This is a genomic window from Streptomyces sp. cg35 (genome assembly GCF_050410835.1).
Taxonomy (GTDB): domain Bacteria; phylum Actinomycetota; class Actinomycetes; order Streptomycetales; family Streptomycetaceae; genus Streptomyces.
Genome location: NZ_CP191268.1, coordinates 885,401 through 902,237, shown reverse-complemented (window position 1 = coordinate 902,237; position 16,837 = coordinate 885,401). Strand labels below are relative to the sequence as shown.

At 74.4% G+C, this 16,837-nt stretch carries 14 protein-coding genes and 1 pseudogene; 8 read left to right on the top strand and 7 right to left on the bottom strand.

From position 1 onward, the window contains the following. Window positions 1-49: 49 nt before the first annotated feature. The 4 genes from crcB (ACQUQD_RS04440) to ACQUQD_RS04425 all read left to right on the top strand — a co-directional run bounded on the left by crcB (ACQUQD_RS04440) (window position 50) and on the right by ACQUQD_RS04425 (window position 1,767). Complete coding sequence (gene crcB / locus ACQUQD_RS04440) at window positions 50-535, top strand: fluoride efflux transporter CrcB (RefSeq protein WP_428950595.1); 486 nt, start codon at window positions 50-52, stop codon at window positions 533-535. Continuing rightward, window positions 532-879, top strand: coding sequence for a DUF190 domain-containing protein (locus ACQUQD_RS04435; RefSeq protein WP_428950594.1), 348 nt, complete (start codon window positions 532-534; stop codon window positions 877-879). The genes crcB (ACQUQD_RS04440) and ACQUQD_RS04435 overlap by 4 nt, the downstream gene beginning before the upstream one ends. Further along, a complete protein-coding gene (crcB, locus tag ACQUQD_RS04430) occupies window positions 876-1,250 on the top strand; it encodes a fluoride efflux transporter CrcB (protein ID WP_428950593.1) in 375 nt (124 codons plus the stop codon). The genes ACQUQD_RS04435 and crcB (ACQUQD_RS04430) overlap by 4 nt, the downstream gene beginning before the upstream one ends. Window positions 1,251-1,437: 187 nt before the next feature. Then, window positions 1,438-1,767 carry a DUF190 domain-containing protein gene (locus ACQUQD_RS04425; protein ID WP_428950592.1) on the top strand — a complete coding sequence of 110 codons (330 nt, stop codon included), beginning with the start codon at window positions 1,438-1,440 and terminating at the stop codon, window positions 1,765-1,767. A 24-nt stretch (window positions 1,768-1,791) separates the two neighbouring features. Here the strand turns inward: ACQUQD_RS04425 and ACQUQD_RS04420 are convergent. After that, a pseudogene (locus tag ACQUQD_RS04420) lies at window positions 1,792-2,133 on the bottom strand (helix-turn-helix domain-containing protein); the annotation flags it as partial. Between the two features lie 344 nt (window positions 2,134-2,477). Here ACQUQD_RS04420 and ACQUQD_RS04415 point away from each other — a divergent pair. After that, a complete protein-coding gene (locus tag ACQUQD_RS04415; protein ID WP_428950591.1) occupies window positions 2,478-3,281 on the top strand; it encodes a phytanoyl-CoA dioxygenase family protein in 804 nt (267 codons plus the stop codon). Window positions 3,282-3,423: 142 nt separating this feature from the next. Further along, window positions 3,424-4,110 carry a hypothetical protein gene (locus ACQUQD_RS04410; RefSeq protein ID WP_428950590.1) on the top strand — a complete coding sequence of 229 codons (687 nt, stop codon included), beginning with the start codon at window positions 3,424-3,426 and terminating at the stop codon, window positions 4,108-4,110. A gap of 22 nt (window positions 4,111-4,132) precedes the next feature. On the opposite strand, the gene ACQUQD_RS04405 is transcribed toward ACQUQD_RS04410, so the two are convergent. Beyond that, the gene (locus ACQUQD_RS04405; RefSeq protein ID WP_428950589.1) at window positions 4,133-5,062 is read right to left on the bottom strand and encodes an alpha/beta hydrolase family protein; all 930 of its coding nucleotides are present in this window, start codon (window positions 5,060-5,062) and stop codon (window positions 4,133-4,135) included. A 126-nt stretch (window positions 5,063-5,188) separates the two neighbouring features. Here ACQUQD_RS04405 and ACQUQD_RS04400 point away from each other — a divergent pair, with 126 nt between their 5' ends. Continuing rightward, window positions 5,189-5,569, top strand: a complete 381-nt coding sequence (locus tag ACQUQD_RS04400; RefSeq protein WP_428950588.1) for a MerR family transcriptional regulator — start codon at window positions 5,189-5,191, stop codon at window positions 5,567-5,569. Between the two features lie 21 nt (window positions 5,570-5,590). Here the strand turns inward: ACQUQD_RS04400 and ccrA are convergent, their stop codons facing one another. From ccrA to ACQUQD_RS04380, 4 genes are read right to left on the bottom strand one after another with little or no spacing between them, the layout of a single operon-like run. Next, complete coding sequence (gene ccrA, locus ACQUQD_RS04395) at window positions 5,591-6,892, bottom strand: crotonyl-CoA carboxylase/reductase (protein WP_428950587.1); 1,302 nt, start codon at window positions 6,890-6,892, stop codon at window positions 5,591-5,593. 34 nt (window positions 6,893-6,926) lie between these two features. Then, window positions 6,927-7,949 (bottom strand): alpha/beta hydrolase, encoded by a 1,023-nt coding sequence (locus tag ACQUQD_RS04390; RefSeq protein WP_428950586.1) that lies wholly within the window; start codon window positions 7,947-7,949, stop codon window positions 6,927-6,929. A gap of 28 nt (window positions 7,950-7,977) precedes the next feature. Continuing rightward, complete coding sequence (locus tag ACQUQD_RS04385) at window positions 7,978-12,006, bottom strand: alpha/beta fold hydrolase (protein WP_428950585.1); 4,029 nt, start codon at window positions 12,004-12,006, stop codon at window positions 7,978-7,980. Further along, window positions 12,003-13,706 carry a fatty acyl-AMP ligase gene (locus tag ACQUQD_RS04380; protein ID WP_428950584.1) on the bottom strand — a complete coding sequence of 568 codons (1,704 nt, stop codon included), beginning with the start codon at window positions 13,704-13,706 and terminating at the stop codon, window positions 12,003-12,005. The genes ACQUQD_RS04385 and ACQUQD_RS04380 overlap by 4 nt, the downstream gene beginning before the upstream one ends. Before the next feature lie 266 nt (window positions 13,707-13,972). Here ACQUQD_RS04380 and ACQUQD_RS04375 point away from each other — a divergent pair, with 266 nt between their 5' ends. Then, complete coding sequence (locus ACQUQD_RS04375) at window positions 13,973-15,391, top strand: MFS transporter (protein WP_428950583.1); 1,419 nt, start codon at window positions 13,973-13,975, stop codon at window positions 15,389-15,391. Here ACQUQD_RS04375 and ACQUQD_RS04370 read toward each other — a convergent pair. Then, window positions 15,330-16,784 carry an AMP-binding protein gene (locus ACQUQD_RS04370; protein ID WP_428950582.1) on the bottom strand — a complete coding sequence of 485 codons (1,455 nt, stop codon included), beginning with the start codon at window positions 16,782-16,784 and terminating at the stop codon, window positions 15,330-15,332. The genes ACQUQD_RS04375 and ACQUQD_RS04370 overlap by 62 nt on opposite strands. Between the last annotated feature and the right edge of the window lie 53 nt (window positions 16,785-16,837).

Genomic DNA, 16,837 nt, shown 5'->3' with positions numbered 1-16,837 from the left:
GGAGCGCGCCCGCATGCCCGGGCGCCCGGCGAGTAGGAGATGCGCATTCATGACGGCCCCCGAAACTGGAGTGATGGACGAAGCCACGGACGCGGACGTCGGTCCGCGCGCGCCCGCGCGGCGGGCACGGCCGTGGCGGGAGCAGGCGCCGATCGTGGCGGTGGTCGCCGCCGGCGGTGCGATCGGGGCCTCGGGGCGCTACGCCGCGTCGCTCATGTGGCCGGTCGCGGACGGCGGTTTTCCGTGGACGACCCTGTGGGTCAACGCCGTCGGCTGCGCCGTGATCGGCGTGTTCATGGTGCTGATCACCGACGTGTGGGCGGCGCACCGGCTGGTCCGGCCGTTCTTCGGGACCGGAGTCCTCGGCGGTTTCACCACGTTCTCGACGTACGCCGTGGACATCCACCAGCTCGTCGAGACAGGCGAGGTCCGCACGGGCCTCGCCTATCTCGCGGCGACGGTCGTCGCGGCGCTCGCGGCGGTGTGGTGCGCCGCGAGCGCGACGCGCCGCGTGGTGACCTGGAGGCAGCGATGACGAGGCCGGCCGGTCGCGCCCTGCGCGTGACGATCTTCATCGGCGAGAACGACACCTGGCACCACAAGCCCCTGTACGCGGAGATCGTGCACCGGGCCCGCGCCGCGGGCCTGGCCGGCGCCTCCGTGTTCCGCGGCATCGAAGGGTTCGGCGCGTCCTCGCTCATCCACACGAGCCGGCTGCTGTCGCTCAGCGAGGACCTGCCGGTGGCCGTCGTGATCGTCGACACCGAGGAGCTGGTGCGCGGCTTCCTGCCGCAGCTGGACGAGCTGGTGGACGAGGGGCTCGTGATCCTCGACGACTGCGAGGTCATCCGGTACGTGGGGCGGGAGAAGGACCGGTGAACTGGCTGTTCGTGATCTGTGGCGCGATGGTCGGGGCGCCGCTGCGGTATCTCACCGACCGTGCCGTGCAGCGGCGGCACGACACCGTCTTCCCCTGGGGCACCTTCACCGTGAACGTCGTGGGCAGCCTGGTGCTCGGGCTGCTGACCGGCGCGGTGACGGCCGGGGCGGCGTCGTCGCAGGTGCAGCTGCTGGTCGGGACGGGGCTGTGCGGGGCGCTGACGACGTACTCGACGTTCTCGTACGAGACCCTGCGCCTGGCCGAGGGCGGGGCCCGCTTCCTCGCCGCGGCCAACGTCGTGGCCAGCGTGGTCGCCGGACTCGGCGCCACCTTCGTCGGGTTCGCCCTCGCCGAGGCACTGTGGACATGACCGGGGTGACCACGGCGCGCGTGTGACCTGTGGGGCGGCGCCCCGACGGCTCGCCGCGCCGGGCCCGGCCGAGGCGTGTCGCCGCCCTCAAGCCGCTGTCGTGCCACGGGTGTTCGGAAGCCCCGGAGGGCAGTACGTTCCCAGGTACCGCGCACCGGGTTGCGCGGCAGCAAGGGGGTGTCCGCCGATGTCGCACACCACGAGGACCGCCCGTCTCACCATTCATCTGGACGGCGCCACGCTCTGGCGTCACCGTCCCGCGTACATCGAACTGGTCCAACGCGCCCATCAGACAGGCCTCGCCGGGGCGAGCGTCTTCCACGGCGTCGCGGGCTTCGCGTTCGGGCCCGAGGTCCGCCGGCTGCGGCCCTGCATGCTCGTCCTCGTCGACGGCGAGGACCGGCTGCGGCTGTTCCTGCTGACCGCGCAGGACGTCCTGGAGGCCGCCCGCGCGGTCGCCGTCCTCGATCACGTCCAGGTGCACGAAGGGGCGGAGGAGGCGGCGGACGCGGGGTGAGCACGAGGTGGCCGGGGGCGCCGGTCAGCCGTTGCGCACACCCTCGTCACCGCGCTCCTGCGCCGATGACCGCCGGTACACCGAGGGCGGCACCCCGTACCGCTCCCGGAAGGCGCGGCTGAAGTGGAAGGGGCTCGTGAAGCCCGAGGCGCGTGCGACCTGCGCGATGTCCAGATCCGTTGCGTCCAGGAGCCGTTGCGCATGCGTGAGGCGGGCGGCACGAACCGCCCGCATCGGCGTGTGGCCGGTCTGCTCGGCGTACAGATGCGCGAACCGTGAGGGGGACAGGGCGACGTGGTCCGCGAGGGAGCGGACCGTGTGCGGAGCGCCCGGAGCCGCGGCGATGATCGCGTCGGCCTGCCGGACTCACCTCTCCGCGCCCCGCGGCGGTCCACATCAGCAGCCAGTTGGCGGCGCCCGCCGTGCGTGTCACCGCATAGCCGGCGGGCTCGTCGAACCGGGCGGCGATGAGGGACCGCGCGGGCGGTGAGGGAGTGTCGGCGGCAGTTTCCGGCATGTGCGTGATCGTGCCCGTCATTCGCTGTCCGCCGCTCCGGCCGTAGTTTCGGATCGGTCCGCCGCCGAGCCCTTCGCGCGTCCGCGGCAGTCCAGCACAGGGGCGGCGCAGGACTCAAGACCGACTCAAGCCCGGACTCAAGTGCAGTACTGAAGAGGTTGCCCGTGTGCGCGATCCGAGAGAGGAAGGCTCAGTGCAGAACCCCGCGTCCGACACGTTCCAGGAGCAGTTCCGTACCCGTGGCTACGCGATCGCCCCGGGCCTCTTCGACCCCGCCGAGACAGGTGAACTGACCGACGAGTTCATGCGGTTGCAGGCCGCGGGTCCCGTGCCCGGCCACTTCGAACCCGAGCCGCAGCCGGCCGAGGGCCCTCTCGATCCCCTGCGGACGTATCCCCGGGTGATGCACCCGCACCGCTTCAACGCGATGGCGCGGCGCCGGCTTCTCGACCCCCGGCTCGGGGCCGTCCTCACCGGGCTGTTCGGCGAGGAACCGCTCGCCGCGCAGAGCATGTTCTACTTCAAGCCGCCGGGCGCCCGCGGCCAGGCCCTGCACCAGGACAACTTCTACCTCCGGGTCGAACCGGGGACCTGCATCGCGGCCTGGGTCGCCCTCGACCGCATCGACCGGGAGAACGGCGGTCTCGAAGTCGTCCCGGGCACCCATCTGCTGGACCTCTTCTGCCCGGAGGAGGCCGACCCCGGCCTGTCGTTCGCCCGCGAGTACGTGCCACCGCCGCCGGGACTCGCCCCGGTCCCCGTGGACATGGCCCCCGGCGACGTCCTGTTCTTCAACGGCACCCTGGTCCACGGCTCCGGCCCGAACCGCACGGCGGACCGCTTCCGGCGCTCGTTCATCTGCCACTACGTGGGCCGCTCCACGCAGCGCATCGCCCGCCACTACGACCTGTTGACGATGGACGGGCGCGCGGTGCGGGCGGAGGAGAGCACGGGCGGCGGGCCGTGCGGCGGCGCGTTCGTGAGCGCGCCGCACTGACGCGGGCCGGGCGCGGGCGCAGCGCTCGGGGCGGTGTCACAGCCGGCTCACACGTTTTGCATAATGCGAAGACCGCGCCGGGTGGCGCTCAGGCCCACCTCGCCGCCTCGGTGCGATCCGGTGAGCTCGATGGGGGTGTGGCGTGCGCGGGGAACGCGACCGGCCCGCTCCGGGGCTCGCGGCCCACTTGAGGACGGTGCTGTGGGGGCCCGCCGAGTTCGTCGGTCTGCCCGGCCGGAGCCTGCTGACGGAAGGGCTGTTCGCGGGCGGCGCCGCGGGCCTGGCGGTGGTCGGCGCGGGCTTCGCCGGCATGTGGGTCGGGCCGTCCGCCCTGCGCAGCGGGGAACTGGGACTCGTGGCGGTCGCGGCGCTCACCCTCTATCTGCTGGTGCTGCGGGCCGGACGCGTCCTCATCGGCCTGGTCGTCCTCCTCGGGGCGTGTCTGGCCCTGTACGCACCGCGGGTCGCCACCGACGTCGTCCTGGCGGAGCGCGGCCTCGAGCAGTACGTGCGCGTGACCGCGGTGGAGGACGACGGCGCCCGGGGCGACGCCCGCGGCGACCATTTCTGTGTCGTCGCCGGTGACGCGCTCCCCCTCCCGGCCGGCACCAGGATCCGGCGGGGCTGCGGGAGTTCGACACGGCCGGGCGACGTGCTTCCCGTGCTCTACGACCCGCGCGGCCGGGCCGCGACACGCGGTGTGGCGAGCCGGGGCGAGGTCCGCGCGGAGAAGCTGCGGCTCGCGGGCCTCGCGGCGGCGTTCGTGGGGGGGAGCACGCTCGCGGTGGTGCGCTCGTTCCGGCTGACCGGTGCGCGGCACGGACCGTGAGCAGCGGAGCGTCGCCGGGCGGTCACCTGGATTCGAGCCGGCCCAGCGGATGGGCGTTCTCCGCGAGGACCTTGCGCGCCGCCGTCCAAGCGGTGCTGTCGACGCCGAGTGCGTGGCGGAGGTAGGCCCAGGTGACCTGCTGGACGAGGGAGACCCGTGCGGGGTTCTCGTCGGTGGTCTCCTTGGCCTCGTGGCCCGCGATGCCGCCGAGGGAGTGCTCCGCCCCGAAGAGCGTGAGCAGGCTCTTGCCGCCGGGGCCGAGGACGTAGGGATCGGCCATCCACTCCGGTCCGCGCACGCTCAGCGGGGAGTCGTCGCGGTCGCCCACGACGACCAGGGCCGGTGTGGTCATGTGCGCGAAATCCGGGTTCATGAAGGGGAAGTGCTCGGCCGCGAACGGCGTCAGGTCGGGGCCGCCCCGGCCGGCCGTGGCGAGCAGCACACCCGCCGAGACACGTGGATCGGACAGATCCTCTGCGCGGCCCGTCACCGGGTCGAGGACGCGCAGCCCCAGCAGATTGCCCGCGGTCTGGCCGCCGAAGGAGTGCCCGGCGGCGGCGATACGGCTCGGGTCGAGGCGGCCGGTGAGACCGGGGACGGCTGCCGCCAGCGTGTCGAGGTGGTCGAGGACGTGCTTCAGGTCCTCGACCCGGAACCGCCAGATCCGTGGCGTGCGGGGGTCGTCCTGGGGAAGACCCACGGTCCTGGAGTCGAGGTGCGTGGGCTGGATCACGACGAACCCGTGGGCGGCCCAGTAGTCGGCCAGCGGACCGTAGCCCTCCAGCGACGAGCCGAAGCCGTGCGCGAACAGGACGACGGGCAGATCGCGGCCGGTCACGGGCGCGGACACGCGTACCCGAAGATCCGTGCCGCGCTCCGGAGTGGGCAGCACGACCGGCTTCACGGAGACGACGGGGACGGCGGCGGGGACAGGGATGTCATACGGGGGCATGGAAGGCTCTGCTCTCTGACGGGGGAGCGGACCGCTGGTCGCGGTGCGGCCCGCACGTCGTACGCTAGAACCTGACGTCGACGTCAGAGGCAAGGTGTGTGGCCCGGCTCACGAAGGAGGAACCCGATGCGTATCGGCGAGCTCGCCGCCCGGACCGGGGTCAGCGTCCGGGCCCTGCGCTACTACGAGGAGCAGCACCTGCTCACCGCGGACCGCAGCACCAGCGGCCAGCGGCACTACCCGGAGAGCGCCGTCGACCGCATCGAGCTGATCCAGCAGCTCTACGCCGCCGGCCTGTCGAGCAGAACGATCGTCGACCTGCTGCCCTGCGTCGTCGACGGTGACGCCACTCCGGAGCTCATCGAGCGGCTCGCCGTGGAACGCGACCGCATCGACCGTCAGGTCGCCGATCTGGCCACCACCCGCGACAGGCTCGACACCGTCATCACCGGTGCCACGAAGAACCTCCGCACGGGCCGGCCGTGCCGGGACAGGCCCACCGGGTGACACCCCGGCCCCGCATGACCCTCACCCCATGAGCGCCCGCCGGGTGTCGGGGTCGGACACGCCGAGGCCCGTGCGCGGCGCAAGGGCCAGCACGCCCACCTTTCCCGTGTGCCGGCCCCGCTGGACCAGGCGCGCGGCCTCCCCGGTCTCCTCCAGCGGATACGTCGCCGACAGCGCGGGGCGCAGCCGGCCGATCTCCAACAGGCGCTGCATGGCGGCCAGTTCGGCGAGGTTCACGCCGTGGCTGCCGATGACGCGCTTGAGCCGCATCCACAGGTAGCGGTTGTCGAACTCGTGCTGGTAGCCGGTCGTGGAGCCGCATGTCACCACGGTCCCGCCGCGCCCCACCACGTACACGGACACGCCGAACGTGGCCCGTCCCACGTGCTCGAACACGATGTGCGGGTCCGCGCCGACGGCCGCCCTGATCAGTTGGCCGAGCCGGCGCCCCGGCACGGCCGGATCCGCGGGCACCCCGCCGTCCAGACCGATCTCGCGCCGGTCGATGACGGCGTGGCACCCGAACTCCCGCGCCGCGCGCGCCTTCTCCTCGCTGCCGACGACGCCGACCGCGATCCCGCCGCCGCTGCGCACCAGTTGCGCCGCGTACGCGCCGAGGCCGCCCGCCGCCCCCCAGATCAGCACGACGTCCCCCTGCTTCATCCGGGCGCCCCGGTCGCTGACGAGCATCCGGTACGCGGTGCCCGCGCACAGGGGGTTGCTCGCCGCCTCCTCCCATGTCAAGTGAGCCGGTTTGGGCAGGAGTTGGCTGGCGCGGGCGACGCAGTAGTGGGCGAGGCCGCCGAAGTTCGTCTCGAACCCCCAGGCCAGCTGGGAGGGGCCCATCATGCCGTCCGCGTGCGTCGCCGGGTCCTCGTCGTCGACGTACACGGGGGAGACCACGACCCGGTCCCCGATCCGCCAGCGCCGGACGCCCGAGCCCGCGCGCACGACGACGCCCGCCGCGTCCGAGCCGATGACGTGCTGCGGGGCGTCGTGCCGTGCCGCCCAGCCGCCGTCGCCGCCGAACTTCCGCAGGAAGGAGAAGGTCGGGACCGGCTCGAACATCGCCGACCATACGGTGTTGTGGTTGATGCCGCTCGCGAGGACCGCCACGAGGACCTCGTCCGGCGCGAGTTCGGGCATCGGCACCGCGCCGACATGGATCGACTTGCGGACGTCCTTGTCGTCCACGCCGCTGAAGGTGTCCTGGTCCTCGGCGCGCAGGTGGGCCGCCAGGTAGTGCTGCGGGACGGGCAGTTCGGCGAGGGTGGCGGCCGGGGCGTCGGCCACCACGGCCGCGGCGAGGGGGTCGGTTTCCATGGCGTTCCTTTCGGGCTTGAGGGGCGGGCGGAGGTCAGTTCGTGGGGAGTCCGAGTCCTGCGGCGAGCGTCGGCCAGGAGGCCTTGAACTCTCCCTGCCAGGACGACCAGGCGTGCGATCCGCCGTGGTACAGGTGCGTCTGTGCGGGCACGCCGAGGGCGGCGAGCCGGTCGGTGAACTTCCGCGCCTGCCCCCACAACGTGCCCTCCAGGACGGCGCCTTGGAGATTGCCGAAGTCGGTGCTGGGGATGCCGCTGCCCTGCGAGACGTACAGGCGGGTGCCCTTGAGGTGCTCGGCGAGGGCGTACGGGTTGTGGGCGGTCCAGTTCGCGCGCTGCAGGACGGGGCCGCCCCACAAGGAGCCGGGCAGCTCGAGTTCCCGCGCGACGATCGCGTTGACGACGGTGACCATGCCCACCGCTGTCGTGTCGAGGACCCCGCTGTACGACGCCGCGGCGGCGAAGGCGCCGGGCCTGCGCGCGGCGAACGCGAGGGCGCCGTAGCCGCCCGTGGACACTCCCGCGACGGCGCGCCGCTGCCCCGCGTGGAACTCCTCGCGCAGCAGCCGCATCACCTCGTCCACCTGGAACGTCTCGTAGTCGGGTGTGCGGCGGCCGAAGTTCCACCAGTCCGTGGGGATCCCGGTGGCGCCCGACGACGGCATGACGGTGATGACGTCCTGCCCGGCCAGGAAGTTCTCGACGTCCGTCTCGCGGGTCCAGGACGTGTAGTCGTCGTGCGCGCCCTGCAAGAGGTAGAGCACGGGCCGTTCGCGGTCGGGCGCCTTGGCGTACGAGGCGGGCAGGAGGACGCGGACCGGGACGTCGGCGCCCACGGCCGGGGACCGCACCGTGAGATCGACGGTCCGCTCGTCGAGCCAGTTGCGCGCCACGATCCTGGCTCCGTCCTCGGCCGTCACGGCCTGCCCGGCGGACGGGGCGGGCGCGCCCTGGGCGGGGGACATCCCGAGCGCGCCGCCGGTGGCGAGGAGTGCGACGGTGGCGGTGCAGGCCGCGAGTCGGGTACGGGCGGGTCCGCGGTGGCGGCGTCCGGGCATGAGGGCTCCAAGTGCTCAGCGGGAAGGTTCAGTTGGGGTCGACGGCGCGCGTCAGGTCGTCGGCCAGGGCGCCCACCACCGGGGGATCGAGAAGGGCCAGGTGGTGACCGGGGAGCGGGGTCACCGTGAGGTCGGTGCAGTGCGCGTCCCAGCCGAGGGCCGCGTCGGTGCGCTCGTAGCGGAGATCGCGGACCGTGTGGGGTGCCGGCTGCGTGGCCCGGTAGAGGAGGGTCCGGCCGTCGTAGCGGCGGGGTGTGTGACGTTCCCCGCTGCGCAGGTCCAGGTACGAGGTGCGCTGGTGCGCCAGGACGGCGGCGGGCAGATCGACGGCCTGCTCCAGGAGCTTGAGCACGAGATCGACCTGGGCGCCGTCGTCCAGGCCGCCCAGTTCCGCGTAGGGCAGCGGGAGTTCTGCCCCGTAGGTGGTCCGGATGTACTCCGCGAAGTCCGCGAAGCGGCGCCGGGCCTCGGCGGCCGGGCTGTCCGCGGGCGGGGCCGGCAGCGGGAGCACCGAGTCGATGAGGACGAGCGCGGCGACCTCCCCGTGCGGCGCCAGCAGCCGCGCCGCCTCCTGGGCGACGAGCCCGCCGTACGACCAGCCGCCCACCACCCAGGGTCCGTCGGGCCGCAGTCGGCGGATGCGGTGGGCGAAGTCTGCGGCGCGGCCCGGCACGTCGGCCGGACGCTCGACACGGTCGAAGCCGAACACCGGACGGTCACCGTCGAGGTGGACGGCCAGCCGCCCGTACACGTCGGACGAGCCGCCCGCGGCGTGCGCGAGGAACAGCGGGGTGCGCGGACCGTCGCCGGGGAACGAGCGCAGGATGCCCGGTGTGCCGAAGAACGGCTCGGCGGGATGCGTGAGCGAGGGAAGCGGGGGCGCGGGCGCGTCGTCGAGGAGCGCTGCCACTCCCCGCAGCGTGCCCTGGCGCAGGAGCACGCCCGGTTCGGGCGCCACGCCGAACTCCCGCTCCACGGCCGTGCGGATACGGACCGCGGTGAGCGAGTCGAGACCGAGGTCGGTGAGCGGGACGTCCGGATCGAGGCGGTCGGGGCCGAAGCCCATGACGCCCGCCACCACGGACCGCAACCGGTCCAGCGGCGTGGCCGCCGTGGCCGGTGCCGCTTCCACGGGCGGCGCCTCGGGTGTCTCGCCCGCCCAGAAGCGGCGGTGCTGCCACGGGGGCGACGGTACGTCCACGATCCGGCCGCCTCGGTGCAGCGTCTCGCGCGCCGAGGGCACCCGCACCCCGTGCACCAGAAGGGAGGCGAGCGACGAACGGAACGTCAGCGCGTCGTCGGTGCCGTGCCGCAGCGTCGGAAGGACCAGCGGACGGTCCACCCCGGCGTCCTGAAGCGTCCGGATGAGGGGATGCAACTGCGTCGCGTGCGGGGCGACTTCGACGAAGACGCGATGTCCGTCCTCGGCCGCCGCCCGCACCGCCTGCCTGAACCGGACAGGGCGGCGCACATTGGCCAGCCAGTACGCCGTGTCGTACGGGTCGTCGGCCCGCGGGTCGTCGAGGACCGTCGAGTAGCGCCGGCACCCGGGCGGCCCGTGCCGCACCGCGCCCAGCTCCCACGCGAACTCGTCGAGCAGCGGCTCGACGTCCGGGGAGTGTCCCGCCGCGGTCACCGGCATCGCCCGCGCGAAGCCGCCGTCGGCGGTGACCCGGGCGACGAGCGCCTCCACATCGGATGTCGAGCCCGTCACCACGCACTGCGCGGGGGAGGCGTGCACCGCGACGTTCAGTGTCCTCAACTCCCTTGCCAAGAGCGCGATGTCCGTCGACGGGAGATCGGCCACGGCCATCGTGCCGCCGCTCAGGGTGGCCAGGAGGCGGGAGCGCACCGCGACGATGCGCGCCCCGGTCGACGGATCGAGGGCGCCCGCCGCGACGGCCGCCGCGATCTCGCCCAGGGAGTGACCGACGACCGCCGAGGGCTCCACGCCGTAGGACCGCCACAGTTCGGCGAGCGCGACCTGAAGGCCGTACAGGACCGGCATGACGACGGTGAGGGAGGACAGGTCGGCATCGGGCTCGGTGGCGGCCCGCAGCGAGACACCGGTGTGCTCGCGGAGCAGGGGTTCGAGGCGGTCGACGGTCGCGGCGAACACCGGCTCGGTGGCGAGGAGTTCACGTCCCATGCCGGGCCACTGCGACCCGTATCCGGAGAACACCCAGACGGGTCCCGGCGCGCCGGCGGCGAGCGGGGCCCGGTCGGCGGTGACCAGATGGGTGTCCGGTGCGCCCGTGGCGAGGCGGTGCAGGGCGGTGGTGGCGGAGGGCAGGTCACGGCTGACGACCGCGGCGCGCCGGCGGCCACGACCGGTCCGGCCCGCCGCAGTCCGGGCCAGGTCCGGTAGGCGGACACCGCGGCTCGCCGGGGAGTCGAGCCAGTGCGCCAACGTGCCCGCCTGCGCGCGGAGCCGGGCGTCGGTGGGTGCGTCGAGCAGGACCACGGAGGGCTGGTCCGGGCTGCCCGCGGGCCCGGGCACCTCCGTCCGGTACTCCGCGAGTGCCACGTGCGCGTTCGTGCCGCCGAAGCCGAACGCCGAGACGCCCGCCGTCGCCGTTCCCGAGTACCGCGGCCAGGGTTCCGGCGAGGTGACGACGCGCAGGCCGAGCGCGTCGAGGTCGACGTGCGGTCCGGGCTCGGTGAAGTGGAGCTGGGCCGGCAGTTCGTCGTGGTGCAGGGCGAGGACCGTCTTGATGAGCCCCGCGATCCCGGCGGCCGCTTCCAGATGCCCGACGTTCGTCTTCACCGAGCCGATCAGCAAAGGCTGTTCGGGGGAGCGGCCGCGGCCCAGCACGGCACCGAGCGCGCCCGCCTCGACGGGGTCGCCGAGCGGGGTGCCGGTGCCGTGTGCCTCCACGTAGTCCACCAACCGGCCTTCCGCGCGGTGGACTTGAGCCAGCAGGGAGCGCTGCGCGGAGGCGTTGGGTGCGGTGAGCCCGTTCGAGCGGCCGTCGGAGTTCACCGCCGTGCCGGTGATGACGGCGAGGACCCGGTCGCCGTCGCGCTCGGCGTCCGCGAGCCGCTTGAGGACGACGACGCCGCAGCCCTCGCCGCGCACCATGCCGTCGGCCGCCGCGTCGAACGCCTTGCACCGCCCGTCACCGGCCAGCGCGCCCGTCCGCTGGAAGCCCAGCGTCACGGCGGGCGAGAGCAGTACGTTGACGCCCGCCGCGAGCGCCATGTCGGAGGCGCCGTCCGCCAGACTGCGCACCGCGTGGTCCACGGCCACCAGCGACGACGAGCACGCCGTGTCGACGGCGAGGCTCGGACCGCGCAGATCGAGCGTGTACGAGAGACGGCCCGCGGCGACACTCAGCGCGCCGCCGGGCGCGGTCCACGGGGTCACCGACTCCGGCCGCGCGGCGGTGAGATGGGCGTACTCGGTGCCGCTGATGCCGACGAACACCCCCGTCCGCGTCCCGGCCAGGGAGGGCGCGGGAAGCGCCGCGTGGTCCAGGGCCTCCCGCGTCACCTCCAGCAGCAGCCGCTGCTGCGGGTCGAGGGCGACGGCCTCGTCGGCGGCGATGCCGAAGAACTCGGCGTCGAAGTCGGCAAGCCCGTCCAGGAAGGCACCGTGCCGGCTGAGGTCCGCGGGCAGCGCGGACCCGGGCGGCACGAACTGCTCCCAGCGCCCTTCGGGCACCGTCCCGACGGCGTCCCGCCCCTCGGAGAGCAGCCGCCAGTACGCGGTCGGGGAGTCGGCCCCGCCCGGGAACCGGCAGCCGACCCCGATCACGGCGACGAGCGAACTGCTCGTAGGGGCCGGGGAACTGGCCGGTTCGGGCAGCGGTTCCTCGTCCGCCGTCGTCAGGGCCGCCACGAGCGCTCCCGGGGTCGGCGTCTCCCACAGGAGCGTCGCGGGCAGCCGGCGTCCCGTGACCTCGCCCAGGAGCGCCGTCAGGGCGACGGCGTCCCGTGAGGTGAGGCCGAGTTCGGCGAGCGGCCGGTCGTCGGTCACCTCGTCGGGCGGCACCCCGTACCACGCGCCGAGCCGGTCGACGAGCACCTCGCGGACGCGCTGCGCGGCGCTCGTCACAGCGCCTCCGCGTGCAGCGCACCGGACAGGAACCGTTCCCGGCACGCGGCCCGCGCCACCTTCCCGCTCGACGTCCGCGGCACCGTGCCCGCCGGGACCAGCAGCAGTTCGGCCAGCCGCAAGCCGTGCCGGGTCGCGATCGCCCCGCGGGCCGTGGCCGGGGCCTCGCGCACCGCCGTCCCGTCGGGTGCCGCTCCGCGCCGCGTCTCGGCCACCACCACGAGCTCCTCGCCCTCCGCACCGTCGCCGCACGGCACGAGGAACGCGGCGAGCCGGTCCCTGCGGACCACGTCCAGCGCCGACTGCACGGTCTCCTCGACGTCCTGGGGATAGTGGTTGCGGCCGTCCACGACGATCAGATCCTTGAGCCGCCCGGTCACCAGGAGCCGCCCGTCGCGCAGCGCCCCCAGGTCACCGGTGCGCAGCCATCCGTCACGGAACGTCCCGGCGCCGTGCTCGGGCTGCTTCCAGTACCCCGCGCCGACGTTCGGCCCCCGCACCTGGATCTCGCCGACCCGCCCCTCGTCGAGCACGGCCCCCGTCTCCGGGGCGGCGATCCGCACCTCCTGCCCGACCGGCCGGCCGCAGTCGACGAGCCGTGCCGCCGCGCCGGGGCGCTCCTCGACGCGGCCCGCGCCCAGGGCGTCGGCGTCGCACTCCACGGTCGTCGCGGGCCGGTCGCGGGGATCGGCCGTCACGAACACGGTCGCCTCGGCGAGCCCGTACGCCGGACACAGCGCCTCGGCGGTGAGCCCGGCCCCGCCGAACGCGCCGAGGAACCGCTCCAGCGTGCCGGGCCGCACCGGCTCGCTCCCGTTGAGCAGCGCCGCCACCCGGTCGAGGCGCAGCCCCGCCGCCTCGTCCGCGTCGACGCGGGAGACGCAGTAGTCGTACGCGAAGTTGGGCGCCGCGCTGATCGTCCCCGGATAGCTGCCGAGCAGCCGCAGCCAGCGCGCCGGCCGCTCCAGGAACGCCACGGGGTCGAGCAGCACGGACGGGAACCCCGCGTGGACGGGCGCCGCCACGCTCAGCACGAGTCCCATGTCGTGGAAGAGCGGCAGCCAGCCCACCGACGTGTTCCGCCCTGGCGCGACATCGAACGCGGTGACCGCCTGCCGCGCGTTGGCGACGACGTTCGCGTGGGTCACCATCACCCCGGCCGGGCTGCGGGTGGAGCCCGACGTGTACTGCAGGTAGGCGACGTCGTCCGGCGCGGGCCTGGGCAGCTCCGCCGCGGGCGGCGCCTGCGGAAGCGCATCCACCGCGAGCACGGGCAGGCGGCCGCCCGTGAACGACTCCACCGACACCCGCGACGCCTCGTCCGACAGCACGCAGGACGGCTCGCAGTCGTCGAGAACCGCCGCCAACCGGCCTTCGTGACCCGGCAGTTCGGGCGTGAACAGGGGCACCGCTATCACTCCGGCGTACAGGCAGCCGAGGAACGCCACCGCGTAGTCAAGGCCCTGCGGCACCAGCAGAGCCACCCGGTCGCCCGGCCGTACCGTGCGCACCAGCTGCCCGGCGACCGCGCGGGCCCGTGAGTCGAGACCGCGCCAGCCCAGCGTGCGGTGCAGCCCGGGAGAGTGTGGTTCGGGAAAGTCGACGAACGTGAAGGCCCGCTGGTGGGCGCGCTCGCCGGCCCACCGCCGCAGCCGGTCGGTCAGCAGCGGCGCGTGCGCGGGCGTCGTCGTCTCGGTCATCTCGGCGGCTCCCTCTGTGACGGACGGTGGTGACGGACGGTGCGGCTGAGGCCCCAGGTTCCGCCGCTGGGGGACATCGGAGAAAGACGAGGCGCTGACAGTTCGTCCGGAGCGGACTGTCAGCGCGGTGACAACTCCCGCGGCCGGATTCGGCAGCCGGTGCAGGAGAGCGCACCCCGTCCGCGCCCCCACAATCCGGTGGGCGAAGCGACGCAAGAAGCCCACGTGAGAAGCCGACGTGAGAGTCCGACGGAAGGGGCAGGGCGATGCATCGGGGAAGACTGTCGGCGCTCCTGGTCCTGCTGTCCCTGTCCGGATTCCTGACCACGCTCGACAACACGGTCATCAACGTCGCCCTGCCCACCGTGCAGGACGAACTGGGCCTGGACGTGCCCGACTTGGAGTGGGTCGCGACCAGCTACGTGCTGTCCTTCGGCGCGCTGCTGCTCGCCGGAGGACGCCTCACCGACCTCCTCGGGCGGCGTTCCGTGCTCGCCGTCGGCCTCGTCGTGTTCACCCTCGCCTCCGCCGCGGCCGCCCTCGCCGACAGCGGCACCGCACTCGTCGTGGCCCGCACCGTGCAGGGCGCCGGGGCAGCGCTCGTCATCCCCGCCTCCCTCGCGGTCGTCGCCGCGGACCTGCCGGAGCGGCGCCGCTCCACCGCCGTAGGACTGTGGACGGCCTCCCTCGCCGTCGCCCTCGCGCTCGGCCCGGTCATCGGCGGGTTCGTCACCGAACACTGGGGCTGGAGCTGGGTGTTCCTGCTCAACGTGCCCTTCGGGGCGCTCGCGCTGCTCCTCGTGCCCGCCGTCCCGGCCGCCGGACGGCGCCGCGCCGCAGGCCTGCCCGCCCTCCTCGACCTGCCCGGCGTCGCCCTGTCGGCCCTCGCCCTGTTCCTCCTCACCTACGCCCTGGTGAAGGGCGGCGAGGACTCCTTCGTCACGCCGCCCGTCCCGCTGTGCCTGTGGCTGTCGGCCGCGACGGGCCTGATGTTCCTGGTGGTCGAGGCGCGGACCTTCCTGCCCCTGGTGGATCTGCGGATGCTGCGCGACCGGTTCCTCGTCGGCGGGGTCGCCGCACAGGTGCTCTGGGGCATGGGCGTCAACGGCGTGTTCTTCTTCACCGCCCTCTACCTCCAGCATGTCCTCGGCTTCTCGCCGGTCAAGGCCGGCCTCGCGTTCCTGCCGCTCGCCGGCGCGCTGCTGCTGTGTACCCCGTTCGCCGAACGGGTCGCCCGGCTCGTGGGCGTACACCGCTCCATCGCCGCCGGCCTCGCGCTCGTCGCGGCGGGCCTGCTGCTCGTGTCGCGGGTCGGGGCCGGCGCCTCCTACGCGGATCTGCAGCCCGGCCTCGTGCTCATCGGTGTCGGCTCCTCGCTGACCACACCGTTGACCGTACGGTCCGTCGCGGGCGTCCCCGCCACGCGCACCGGCATGGCGTCCGGCCTGGTGAGCGCGGCACGCGAGATCAGCGGCGTGTTCGGCGTCGTCCTGGTCGGCATCGTGCTCACCCGCACCGAACGCGACGCGCTGCACGACGGCGCCGACCCGCGCACGGCGTTCCTCGACGGCTACGACACCGGGCTCCGGCTGGCCGCCGGATGTGTCCTCCTCGGCGCTGTCGTCACGGCCGTCGCGCTGCGCCGCCCGGGCCGTCATCGCCGCCGCGCGCGTCGAGCAAGGTGACGAAGCCGTCGGGTCCGCACATCGCGAGCCGTCCCGTACGCAGCCATCCGCCGGGCATCAGGCCCGGCACGTCGCCGAACTGCGGTCCGCGCAGCAGCAGTTCGCCCGCATGGCCGGGCAGCGCCTCGGCCGCGAGCGCCCCCTCGACGGCGATCCGTACCTCCGTCCCGGGCAGCGGGATCCCCGCCGTGCCCGAACGGGCGTCGGCCGTGGCCGGGTTGGCCAGCGCGATCCCGGCCGCCGCGGTCGGCCCGTACGCCTCGACGACCCGGACGTCCAGGGCCGCCCGCAGCCGCTCACCGGTGACGGCGTCCAGCGGGCCCGTGACGACCGTCCGCACCGTGGCGAGTGCCTCCCGCTCGTGGGCGGGCCGCTCCATGAGCAGCCGCAGCCGGGCGGGTGACGCCGCGAGGACGGTGGGCGCCGCGCGGCGTGCCGCCCGCAGCGCCGTCGCGGGATCGCCGTCCGGCACCAGGACGGTGCAGGCCCCGGTGAGCGCGGCCGCCGCCACGCCCAGCGCGAGACCGTGGGGCCCGGACAGCGGCACCAGCGACAGCAGCCGGGCGCTCCGCTGCGCCGACTCCGGATGCCAGGCACGGATCTGGTGGGCCGCCGCGGCCAGATGACGGTGCCGGAGCGTCACGGAGGTGCCGTCACGGCGGGGCAGGACGACGGCGATGTCCTCGGGCAGCGGACCGCCGGCCCGGCTCCGGTCGTCAGCGGCATCCCACCGGTCCAGGTCGTGATAGGCCACCAGCGTCGGGGCCTGCCGCGGCTGACGGGGAGCGGTTCCCGGCCCGCGGGCCGAGGTGGTCCGGCTCGGTCCGCGCGGCCGCGGCGGTGCCCCGCCCGCCGTCAGCGACGCCCGCGACACGGAACCGGCCGGGATCCCGCCTCGACGTCTCGCCCCCGGACCGGGACCGCCCCGTCGGCCCACCTCGACGGTCACGACCACGGACAGTGCCGCGTACCTCCCGGCCCGCGCCGTCTCCGGCCCTCTCTCCCGCGGCACGACGGCGACCACGGCTCCCGCCACCGCCCGCCCGGGGTCCGCCGGGTTCCCCGGTACGACCACCGCCCCGAGCCGCCACACCGCATGGCACAGCACCACCAGTTCCGGACAGTCGGGGAGCAGCACCGCCACCCGGTCGCCGCGGCCCACCCCGAGCCGGTCCAGCGCCGCGGCGCAGCGCACCGCGGCCCGCCGCAGCGCGCGGAAACCCGTCCGGTGCCCCTGGCAGGACAGCGCCGCGCGGAACCGGAACCGACGGGCGGCGTCGTCGAGCAGGTCCGGCAGCGTGACCGGGGGCACCGACAGGTCCGGGGGAACTCCGGGCGCGTAGAAGCGCAGCCAGGGCGCCGTCACGGGGCGTCGCGCGAACAGGTCCGTCATGCACGGATCGTGGCGCACGACACATCGTCACCACTTGTGCCCGCACGCGCAGG